We start from the raw sequence: 10,759 nt of genomic DNA, 5'->3' as shown, positions 1-10,759 counted from the left end.
TCTTGATCGGTGGTGCGACGACCAGCCGGGTGCATACGGCGGTCAAGATCCATCCGCAATACAAGGCGGGGCAGGCGATCTATGTCACCGATGCCAGCCGCGCGGTCGGCGTCGTTTCGGCCCTGCTATCCGAGGATGGCAACGAGACCTATGTCGATGGTGTCAAGGGCGAATATGCCAAGGTGGCAGAGGCCCATGCGCGGGCGGAAGCCGAAAAGCAGCGCCAGCCGCTGGCATCCGCCCGGGAGAATGCGGTCAAGCTCGACTGGAGCGCTTACAAGCCGACCAAGCCCGGCTTTACCGGCACGAAGGTGTTCGAGACCTATGATCTTGCCGAGCTTGCCCGCTACATCGACTGGACGCCCTTCTTCCAGACCTGGGAGCTGAAGGGTCGCTATCCGGCGATCCTGGACGACGAGAAACAGGGCGAGGCGGCGCGGCAGTTGTTTGCCGATGCGCAGGCGATGCTCAAGAAGATCATAGAGGAGAACTGGTTCCGGCCGCGTGCGGTCATCGGCTTCTGGCCGGCCAATGCGGTGGGTGATGACATCAGGCTGTTCAAGGACGATGCGCGCCAAGAAGAACTCGCGACCTTCTTCACGCTCCGTCAGCAGATCGCCAAGCGCGAGGGACGGGCGAATGTCGCCTTGTCGGATTTCGTGGCCCCGTTGGAGACGGGCCTTCAGGATTATGTCGGCGGCTTTGTCGTTACCGCCGGTATCGAAGAGGTGGCGATTGCCGAGCGCTTCGAGCGCGCAAATGACGACTATTCCTCGATCCTGGTGAAGGCTTTGGCTGACCGTTTCGCCGAAGCCTTTGCCGAGCGCATGCATGAACAGGTACGGAAGGAACTCTGGGGTTATGCATCGGATGAGGCCTTCGCGCCCGAGGAGCTGATCTCGGAAACCTATGCCGGCATTCGCCCGGCGCCCGGCTATCCGGCCCAGCCCGATCATACGGAAAAGGTGACGCTGTTCTCGCTGCTCGACGCGACCAAGGCGACCGGCGTGACGCTGACCGAGAGCTATGCCATGTGGCCGGGCTCGTCCGTCTCCGGTCTCTATATCGGCCATCCCGACAGCTATTATTTCGGCGTCGCCAAGGTCGAGCGTGATCAGGTCGAGGACTATGCGGCGCGCAAGGGCATGGATGTTCGCGAGGTCGAACGCTGGTTGGGGCCGGTGTTGAATTATGTGCCGAAGGCGGTGGCTGCGGAGTAACCGGCCGGGGCAGTTGCCCCTCATCCCCTGCCGGGGACCTTCTCCCCGTGAACGGGGAGAAGGCGGCAAGACGCCGGCCACACGGGCCTTCTCCCCGCCTGCGGGGAGAAGGTGCCGGTAGGCGGATGAGGGGCTGCCGCTAGGGTAGCGATCGGCGCCGAGCGCCAATGCTGGCCTCATGCAGTGCAAGAACGCGCTCACAAATCGATTCCGAATGCGCCAGTAAGCTATTGGGGCAGATTCCTAATTGCCTTCACGGCTCCAGCCGCAGCAGGATCGCCGTCGTGTCGTCGCTCTGCTTGTAGCGCGGGTATTTCAAGCCATCCGGATCGACCTCCCGCTCCATGTGGCGGAGCTCTGAGACCAGCGATTTCAGCCCTGCCGTTGCTGCGCGCTGGATCAGCGTGGCGGGGTCGTAGAGCTTGTAGAGCGCGACCAGATCTGCGAGGCCGTCGGAGCAGAGGAGTGCTGTGGCGCCGCCGCCGTAAACGGGGACGTCGACCAGAGCGAGGTGATCGGCAGCTTCGGGGACCACGCCGAAGGTCCAGGTTGCGCCGCCAGATGTATTCTGCAAGGCGCGGCCACGACGCAGGTCTTCCAGCGTCTGCGGGTCGTCATTGGCGACACCTGCCGCGCCGATGCTGCCGACGCGAGCGATATGCTCTGCAGCCCGATGCTGCTCCCATTCATAGGCGCCGGGGATCGGGATGACGAAGTCGGACTGGCCGTCGTCATGTAGAATATACATGCAGCTGTCGCCGAGGCCGAACCAGCGGAAACCTGATGTCGTTGCCTGCAGGGTGCTTAGGCTGCAGAGCGGCCACGCATAGCGCGGCTGTTCGCCGGCCGTCGCGAGGAAGGCGTCGCGCGCTTCTTCGGACACGGCTCTCAGCACCGCCTTGGGATCTGCACTGCGGTCTAGCCGTTCGGCAAAACGGAGTGCTGCGAATTCCGCGATCCAGGCGGCGTCCGAGCCGTAGCCGTCCATGAACTGCCGGTCGCCGAGGCCGGTTGCGCCGTCGATGACGAAAGCTGCATGCCTGTTGTAGCCGAGGCGATCCTCGTTTGGTCTGGTGTCTTTGCCGGGGTCTGAAATGGTGTCGATGATGGAAATCTGCGGCATGGCAATCCCGTGCTTGATCGGTCGTGCCGGAGGCTCCCGGGCACGTGCCTTGCCTATCACGAGGAAAGAGCGGCGTCAGCCGCGGGCGGCGCGAAAGCGGCTCATGATCTCGGCGCGGGTCGGGTCCGTCATTGCGACGGCCAGTCCGAATTCGAGTGGTGTGAGCTTCGCTTCGTCAGGGTAGATGATTTCGTCCGCGAGGATCTCCTCGGGCAGAAGCGCGCGGACACGGCTGTCGGTGACCGTGCCGCCATGGACGATGTGCTCGCGGGCTGCGATCTCGGGGTCGAGCAGGTGGTTGATCAGGGCATGGGCGCCCGGCTTGTTATGGGCCTTGGCGGGGATCGCGTAATAGTCCGTCCAGATCTCTCCGCCATCGGTTGCGATCGCATAGGCGATCTCGGGCACGTCGCGGTGCATTTGCGAGGCGTCATTGCTCCAGCACATGGTCATCCAGGCCTCGCCGGTGCGCATGGCAGGCTGATAATCGCTGTCGACCGCCAGCAGATGCGGCCTGATCTGCATGAGCAGGTCTTCGGCGCGTTGCAGTTCGGCCGGATCGAGGGAGTTGAAGTCGTGGCCAAGCGCCACCAGAGCGCCGCCGATGGCGGTCAGCTGGTAGTCATGCACGATGGTCCTGCCCGTCGCCTTCGTCATGGCGACATCGAAGAAGTCGCGCCAGGTCTCGACCGGCTTCAGTTGGCGGCTGTTGTAGGCAATGCCGGTCGTGCCGGCGTTTTTCGGCACTGCAAAGATCGCGCCTGCGCGGACGCCGGGCTTCAGGAAGCGGTCGGCATGGGCGGCAAGATCGAAATTCGGCAGGCGTCGGAGTTCGAGGGGCTCGAGCATGTCGCGCTGAAAATAGGCCGCGATCGCATATTGGGTGGGGATGATGATGTCCCAGACCCGGCCTCGTTCGAGGGCGAGCAATGTGCCCTCGTTGGAACCGATGATCGAGACGTCGACCTCGACGCCATAGCGGGCCGTGAAGTCTTCGAAGGTCTTGGGATCATGGTAGTTCGGCCAGGTCGCAAGCGAAACCTTCTTGCCGAGCGGCGAACCTTCAGACGTCGCAACGCTGGTCCTGCGGCTTCCTCCGATGACGAGGGCTGCCATTCCGAGCCCGGTGACAGAAAGGAAATGACGACGCGTGACCGAGCCGCGTTTCAGCCGCATGAATTCGGCCATGAAACCCTTGGCGTCAATCTCCGTCGATGTCTTCTTCCTGACCATGGCTGCTCTCGATCCGTTGCCGGTTTCGTGCAGCCGAAGTTCACCACAAACGGGTTAACGCTATCACACCATATGGCGAAACGTGATTGCGTATGCTGGCAGTCCTCAAACCATGCGGTCGATGATGCTGATGCCGTTTTCGCGGAAGCTGTCCATGGTGGCGAGCGCTGGTGCTGCCTCGGTCAGGGTGATACGACGCCCGATCAGGCGATCGGGTGAGAGCTTGCCGGAGAGGATCATGCGGAGCATGGCATCGTAACGCCAAGACTGCATGCCGTGGCTGCCATAGATTTCGAGTTCGTGGGCAATGACCCGCGCCATCGGGATCGCCGGCGTCGCATGTTCGGCAAGCATCAAGCCGACCTGCACATGGCGGCCGCGCCGGCGAAGGTTGAGAATTGAATTGCAGCAGGTCTGGGGATGGCCGAGCGCATCGACGGAGACATGAGCGCCGCCGCCGGTCACGTCACGTACGGCCTCGGAGACATCGGCGACCGAACGGCTGTCGATGGCAACGGATGCGCCGAGGGCTTTGGCCAGTGCCAGCTTGTCCTCGGCGATGTCGATCGCGACGACATTGGCGCCGAGCGCTGCACCGATCATGATCGCCGACAGCCCGACGCCGCCGCAACCATGGACTGCCAGCCATTCACCGCCCTGGAGCCCGCCCTGGTCGACCACCGCCCGAAAGGAGGTGGCAAAGCGGCAGCCGAGGCTTGCCGCCGTCTCGTAGCTGATCTCAGTCGGCAGATGCACGAGGTTCTGGTCGGCATAGTCGATCGCCACATATTCCGCAAACGAGCCCCAATGGGTGAAGCCGGGCTGGAACTGCTCTTCGCAGACCTGCTGGTTGCCGGAGCGGCATTCCATGCAGTGGCCGCAGCCGGAGACGAAGGGCACCGTCACACGATCGCCGACCTTGAAGCGGCGCACGTCACGGCCGACAGCCGCGATCGTGCCAGCCAGTTCGTGGCCGGGGACGTGTGGAAGGCGGATGTCGGGGTCGTGGCCCATCCAGCCGTGCCAGTCGCTGCGGCAGAGGCCCGTTGCCTTCACGGAGATGACGACGCCAGCATTGGTCGGCGTCGGGTCGGGCAGGGTGCGGATCTCCGGTGTTGCACCGAATGCTTCAAAATACATCGCCCGCATGGGATATCCTCCAGATGCGAATGCCGCCCTTGCGGACGGCATTCCGACACGTTTGCCTTTGGACGTGGTTTGCCTCAGTCAGCCAGCACGATCAAGGCGGAGGGGTCGATTTTCACGCCGACGGTATCGCCGACAACAGGCGGTCTAATGCCGGGATCATTGAAGGTGTCGAAGGAGAGCGTCTTTCCGGCGACATCGATGCGCGTGCGGATGACGGAGCCGAGGAACTGGCTCGATGTCACCTGCCCATGCACCGTGGCTTCATCCGTGGCTGAGAGCGTGCCGGCTTCCGGTCGCATGGCGAGCTGGATGGTCTGGCCGTTCGCGGACGAAATTGCTTCCTTGATGGTGAGCATCTTGTCGCCGATCTTGACCAAGCCGGCGCCCTGATCGGCAACGACGGCGTCGAGCACGTTGAGCGTGCCGACGAAGGAGGCGACGAAGCGGGTGGTGGGGCGATTGTAGATCTCGAAGGGGGTGCCGATCTGGTCGGCCTTGCCGGCATTCATGACGACGATCCGGTCGGAGATCGACAGCGCCTCTTCCTGATCATGGGTGACGAAGACCGTCGTGATGCCGAGCTTCTGCTGGATCTGGCGGATTTCTTCGCGCAGGGAAACACGGATCTTGGCGTCGAGTGCCGAGAGCGGTTCGTCGAGGAGTAGCACCTGAGGCTTCGGCGCAAGCGCACGGGCGAGTGCCACGCGCTGCTGCTGTCCACCCGACAGCTGATAAGGATAGCGCTCGGCCAGATGTTCCAGGTGAATGAGCGCGAGCATTTCCTTCACGCGCGTTCCGATATCGGCTTTCGACATGCCGGAGATCTTCAGGCCAAAGGCGACGTTGTCGAAGACGTTCATGTTCGGAAACAGCGCATAGGCCTGGAAGACCATGCCGATGTTGCGCTGGTTTGGCTTCAAGTTGGTCTGGTCCTTGCCATCAACGACGATGGAGCCGGCCGACGGGGTTTCGAAACCGGCCACCATGCGAAGCACGGTGGTCTTGCCGCAGCCCGACGGGCCAAGGAAGGAGATGAACTCGCCCTTGTCGATCGCCATGTTGAAGTCGTGCACGACTTGCGTTGCGCCAAAGGATTTCTTGAGGTTGTTTAGGGTTAGAAAGCTCATGAATTGATGTCCTCAAGCCTGGCGGGGGGCTGTTTTCTGGAGGCGGGAGACGAGCTGCATCAGGCCGAGGCATGCCCAGGTGATGCCGAAGGCGATCACGGCGAGAGCCGCCGGCTCATAGGCGCGGTTGGCGCCGAGCAGCTGCATGTAGGGACCGAAGGCCGGCTTGTTCAGAAGCGCGGCCATCGTGAATTCGCCCATGACGATGGCGAAGGTGACGAAAGCGCCCGACATGACGGCGACAGAGACATTCGGCAGGATGATGCGGCCGATGATCGTCGCCCACCCCGCTCCGAGGCTCTGGGCCGCCTCCGTCAGGGTGGCGACGTCGATGGTTCTCAAGCCCGTATCAACCGCCCGGTACATGTAGGGCAGGCCGAGCGTCGCATAACCGAACATCAGCAGCATGTTCGTGCCGGTGGAGGAGCCGGTCAACGGCAGCCAGCTCGAGGTGTTGTAGAGCCTGATATAGCCGAAAACGACGACGATCGCCGGGATGACGAGCGGTAGCAGCGTGACGAATTCGATGTATGGGCGAAGGCCAGGCAACTTCAGCCGCACCCAATAGGCCGTCGGTACGATCAGGAATACCCCGAAGATGATGGTCGTCAGCGCCATCGTGACGGAATAGCTGAAGGTTTCCTGGAAGCGCGGATCGGCCAGAACCTTGGCATAGGCATCGAAGGAATACTCGCCGCGACGCATCTTCAGCGAGAAGTTGGTCATGCCGATGAGCGGCAGGATGAAATAGAGAAGGCCGAAGATCAGCGCAGCCCAAGCCCAGAGACGTTTCATTTCATCCACCTTTCGCTGCGGGCGCGCAGCCAGATGTAGAGGCCATTGGCAATTCCGGTGACGACGATCATGCCGAAGGCGAGCGCGTAGCCGAGATGGGGGTCGCCCAGCACGTCACCGCGGATCTGGGCGAAGAGCAGGATCGGCACGATATTCAGCGAAGAGCCGGTCAGTGCGATCGCGGTTGCGACGGCGCCGAACGCATTTGCGAAAAGCAGGGCCATGGTGCCGAGGATCGAGGGCAAAAGGATCGGGAAGGCGACGAGCCGCCAGTATTGCGCATTGGTCGCGCCGAGGATCGAGGCCGCCTCGCGCCATTCGCGCTTCAGACCGTCGAGTGCCGGGGCAATGATCAGGATCATCAGCGGAATCTGGAAGAAGAGATAGGTGATCGTCAGGCCCCAGAAGGACAGGAGATTGAAGCCGAGAAGTCGCAGATCGATGCCGAGTTGGGTCTTGAGGAAGACGGTCAACATGCCAACAGGGCCAAGCGTCGCGAGGAAGGCGAAGGCAAGCGGCACGCCGGCGAAGTTGGAGGCGACACCGGAAAATGTCAGCAGAGGGCTGCGGATCCAGGCAGGCAGTCCGCCGAGAATGACGGCGGCGGCCACGCCGAAGCCGATCAGGCAGCCGAGAATTGCCGAGGCGAGACTGATCTTGATGGAGATCCAGTAGGCGGCCATGATCGAGGGGGTGAACAGGCCAAGCACATTGTCGAAGGTGAACGAGCCGTCCGGACGCTGAAAGGCGCCGATGACGATCTTCATCGTCGGCATGATCAGGAAGAGAATCACGAAGGCTGCAAAGGGCAAGACCCCGAGCCAGTGAAGTGGAAGTTTCGTTCGTGGCCGTGCCTGATGGCCCGGGCTCACCGCCTCTGTCGACATTCGATCTGCCCCTCTGTCCGCGTTTCGACGGATCTTCTTAAAATGCGAGCGCCGCCCCGACCTTAGAAAAGATCGGGGCGGCACATCAAGGTCTCGGCTTACTGAACGTTGGCGCCGACAACGCTGTCCCAGCCCGCCGTGACGGCAGCCTTGTTGGCGTCGACTTCTTCGAGCGTCGGGAAGTAGGCCTTTTCGTAGGACTCAGCCGGCGGCAGGGCGTCGAGCAGGTCCTGCGGAACCTTGCCGGCCTTGACCATGGCGTTGAAGCGGGCCGGGTGGCAGTAGCCCTTCAGCCAGCCGAGCTGACCTTCGTCGGAGTACAGGTGCTCCATCCAGAGCTTCGCTGCATTCGGGTGCGGTGCATAGGCCGAGATGCCCTGAACGTAGACGCCTGCGAGAACGCCCTTGTCGGGAACGACGACTTCGACCGGCGGGTTGCCGGCAAGCGTGTCGCGGGCGGCGAGCGCGTTGTAGTCCCACATGACGACGATCGGGGTTGCGCCCTGAGCGAGCGTGCCGGACTTGCCGATGACTGGCACGAAGTTGCCGGCCTTGTTCAATTCGGCGAAGTAGTTGAGGCCAGCGTCGCCAGCGTCCTTGCCAGCGGCTGCACCCGTTGCCATGCCGGCTGCGAGGACGCCGAGGATGGCCTGGTTGGAGGCGCGCGGGTCACCGGCGAGAGCGACCTGACCGGCATATTCCGGCTTCATAAGGTCGGCCCAGTCCTTCGGGGTGTTTTCGACGAGGTCCTTGTTCACCAGGAAGGACATGACGCCGTAGTAGTCGCCGTACCAGTAGCCTTCGGCGTCCTTGATATTGTCCGGGATTTCGTCCCAGGTGGAGACCTTGTAGGGCTGCAGAAGGCCTTCAGCCTTCATCTGCGGGCCGAAGGCAAGACCGACGTCGACGACGTCAGGAGCCTGCGGGCCCTTGTTGTCCTTGTTGGCCTTGATGGCTTCGACTTCGTCGGCCGAGCCGGCATCCGGGTTCAGTTCGTTGACGGTGATTTCCGGATACTTCGCCTTGAAGGCGGCGATGACTTCGCCGTAGCCGCACCAGTCGTGGGGCAGGGCGATGGTGGTCAGCATGCCTTCCTTCTTGGCAGCTTCGATGAGCTCGGCGCTCGGTTCGGCATAGGCAACGGCCGAGCTCGTCATGACCAGCGCGGTCGTGAGCGACAGGAATTTGCGAAGATTGGTGGTCACTGTAGTTCTCCTCTTGTGTTGGAAGCGATGCGGTTCACTTATGTGGCCTTTGTTATGGTTATGTGACGGATATCGGCCTTGCGTGGTCTATCGGTATGGGCCTGTATCCTGAATGTCCTCCGGTTTCGTCTGTCTGCGTCATCGGGGCTTTCGAAACAGGCGGGCCTGTTCGAAAAGTCCTTCGAGGGTGTTCATGCGCTCGCGCGTCTCGTCCCAGGACGAACTCTGGACGGCCTCGATCAGGGCTTCGACGACGAACAGCATTACGACGGAGCTGTCCCATGCCGAGGGTGCCTCGATATGGAGCTTGAAACAGTGGCGCGCATGCTGTGCCACGGGCGACATCCACTGGTCCGTAAAGACGATAATCTGCACGCCGTTGGCGCGCGCGACCTCCGCGAGCGTCGTCAGATCCGCCTCGTAGCGCCTGATGTCGAAGATCACGAGCACGTCGCCGTCCTGCATGTTGAGGACATGCTGCGGCCATGAACTGGCATTCGACGACATCAAGGTCGTCCGGGGACGGATCACCTGCATATGGGTGAAGAAGTATTCGGCAAGCGCGCCGGTGATGCGTCCGCCGACGAAATAGATGCTACGATGACGGTCGCCGATCAGGCGGGCGGCTTCATCGAAGGTTGCCGTGCGCAGCTCTCCCAGCGAGTTGCGCAGATTGGCCATCACGGCTTCAGCGAAGCGATTGAGAATATGGCGGTTGGGGGCGTTGGCGGCCCAACGGTCGTGCTTGGCGATCGGGTTAGAGATCGTCGCCTCGAGTTCCTGGTGGAGATGCGCCTGGAATTCCGGATATCCCTTGTAGCCGAGCTTCTGCACCATGCGGGCAACTGTCGGGGTCGAGACGCCGGCATTTTCGGCAACGGTCGTGATGCTGCCCAGTCCGGAGACGGGGTAGTTCTGCAGCAGGCTTTCTGCCAGCTGCCGTTCGGCACGCGTCAGCCCATCGAAATGGGCATGGATCACGTCCGACACAGTGGTCGACGCATTCATCAAGAACCGATTGACTCCCCTCAAGCCAGTCTGTCGCCGGCTTTTTCAAGATTAAGCCTCGCTGTCACAATTGAGTCAACTGCCCTTTGAAGAGAATTTTTCAGTAGCGGATTGACAGACGCTTAACCGTGAAGAATTCTCTTCGAAAGTAAATTGGGCCAACGAGCCCAGGGGAACAATCAGCATGCTCTTGAGGTCGGGGACTTTGACAGCGTCGGACGGTGAGGCGGTTGCAGTCGACAATCAGACGGCGGCGAGCGGGCTCGTTTTCGTCTGCGAGCACGCATCTGCCGTTTTGCCGCCATCGGCAGGTGATCTCGGGCTCTCGCCGGAGGCGCTGTCCAGCCATATCGCCTGGGATCCGGGCGCTCTGGAGATCGCTCGCCGCCTTTCGATCTCACTTGACGGCTTGCTCGTCCATCAGCGTTTTTCGCGACTGGTCTATGACTGCAATCGTCCGCCGGAATCGCCGGCCGCCATGCCGGAAAAGAGCGAGATCTACGCAATCCCGGGTAATCTCAACCTCAGCCCGGCGGAGCGTTATGCGCGGACCGCGGCGCTCTACGTTCCCTTCCACGACAGGGTTTCCACCGAGATTGCGCGGATCGCCGGGGAGGGGGCCAAGCCCGTGATCGTGACCGTGCATACGTTTACGCCGGTCTATTTCGGCAAACCGCGCGCGGTCGAGATCGGCATTCTTCACGATACGGACAGCCGTCTGGCGGATGCCATGCTCGAGGCTGCAGCCGGTGGTCCATACCGGGTTGAACGCAACTCGCCTTATGGGCCGGAAGACGGCGTGACCCATACGCTGCGGCTGCATGCGCTGCCGCAAGGCTTCGCCAATGTCATGATCGAGGTGCGCAACGACCTGGTTCGCGACGAGGCAGGCCTCAAGGCTATCTCCGCCTATCTCGCGGACTTGATTTCAGGAGCGCTCGAAAGGGTCGCATAACTATCCGAAACGCTGGGCAAACCACACATCAAAGAGGGAACGGATGCCGGCATACGA

At 62.0% G+C, this 10,759-nt stretch carries 10 protein-coding genes; 2 read left to right on the top strand and 8 right to left on the bottom strand.

What is annotated here, in order from left to right; all coding sequences use genetic code 11:
* Nucleotides 1–1,220, top strand: a 1,220-nt coding sequence (locus QWE_RS23965) for a vitamin B12 dependent-methionine synthase activation domain-containing protein (RefSeq protein WP_083873004.1), incomplete at its 5' end; no start/stop codon positions are given.
* 253 nt (nucleotides 1,221–1,473) lie between these two features.
* Here QWE_RS23965 and QWE_RS23960 read toward each other — a convergent pair.
* From QWE_RS23960 to QWE_RS23925, 8 genes are all read right to left on the bottom strand, one after another.
* Nucleotides 1,474–2,343 carry a PP2C family serine/threonine-protein phosphatase gene (locus QWE_RS23960; RefSeq protein WP_006728774.1) on the bottom strand — a complete coding sequence of 290 codons (870 nt, stop codon included), beginning with the start codon at nucleotides 2,341–2,343 and terminating at the stop codon, nucleotides 1,474–1,476.
* Between the two features lie 75 nt (nucleotides 2,344–2,418).
* Nucleotides 2,419–3,576, bottom strand: a complete 1,158-nt coding sequence (locus QWE_RS23955; RefSeq protein ID WP_006728773.1) for an ABC transporter substrate-binding protein — start codon at nucleotides 3,574–3,576, stop codon at nucleotides 2,419–2,421.
* A gap of 105 nt (nucleotides 3,577–3,681) precedes the next feature.
* A complete protein-coding gene (locus QWE_RS23950; RefSeq protein WP_006728772.1) occupies nucleotides 3,682–4,725 on the bottom strand; it encodes a zinc-dependent alcohol dehydrogenase family protein in 1,044 nt (347 codons plus the stop codon).
* A 74-nt stretch (nucleotides 4,726–4,799) separates the two neighbouring features.
* The gene (locus tag QWE_RS23945; protein WP_006728771.1) at nucleotides 4,800–5,852 is read right to left on the bottom strand and encodes an ABC transporter ATP-binding protein; all 1,053 of its coding nucleotides are present in this window, start codon (nucleotides 5,850–5,852) and stop codon (nucleotides 4,800–4,802) included.
* Nucleotides 5,853–5,864: 12 nt separating this feature from the next.
* Nucleotides 5,865–6,647, bottom strand: coding sequence for an ABC transporter permease (locus tag QWE_RS23940; protein WP_006728770.1), 783 nt, complete (start codon nucleotides 6,645–6,647; stop codon nucleotides 5,865–5,867).
* Complete coding sequence (locus tag QWE_RS23935; RefSeq protein WP_006728769.1) at nucleotides 6,644–7,534, bottom strand: ABC transporter permease; 891 nt, start codon at nucleotides 7,532–7,534, stop codon at nucleotides 6,644–6,646. Before QWE_RS23935 ends, QWE_RS23940 begins: the two co-directional genes overlap by 4 nt.
* A 98-nt stretch (nucleotides 7,535–7,632) precedes the next feature.
* On the bottom strand, nucleotides 7,633–8,691 hold the full coding sequence (locus QWE_RS23930; RefSeq protein ID WP_420804583.1) for an ABC transporter substrate-binding protein: 1,059 nt from the start codon (nucleotides 8,689–8,691) through the stop codon (nucleotides 7,633–7,635).
* Nucleotides 8,692–8,877: 186 nt separating this feature from the next.
* Nucleotides 8,878–9,747: a MurR/RpiR family transcriptional regulator gene (locus QWE_RS23925; RefSeq protein WP_006728767.1), complete on the bottom strand. Its 870-nt coding sequence runs from the start codon at nucleotides 9,745–9,747 to the stop codon at nucleotides 8,878–8,880.
* Between the two features lie 184 nt (nucleotides 9,748–9,931).
* Between QWE_RS23925 and QWE_RS23920 the strand changes: the two genes are divergently transcribed.
* Nucleotides 9,932–10,702 (top strand): N-formylglutamate amidohydrolase, encoded by a 771-nt coding sequence (locus QWE_RS23920; RefSeq protein WP_006728766.1) that lies wholly within the window; start codon nucleotides 9,932–9,934, stop codon nucleotides 10,700–10,702.
* Nucleotides 10,703–10,759: the final 57 nt, after the last annotated feature.

It is taken from the genome of Agrobacterium albertimagni AOL15 (assembly GCF_000300855.1).
Classification (GTDB): Bacteria; Pseudomonadota; Alphaproteobacteria; order Rhizobiales; family Rhizobiaceae; genus Allorhizobium; species Allorhizobium albertimagni.
Note: the sequence above shows the minus strand (reverse complement) of the source record. Positions and strands in the feature narration are given on the sequence as shown.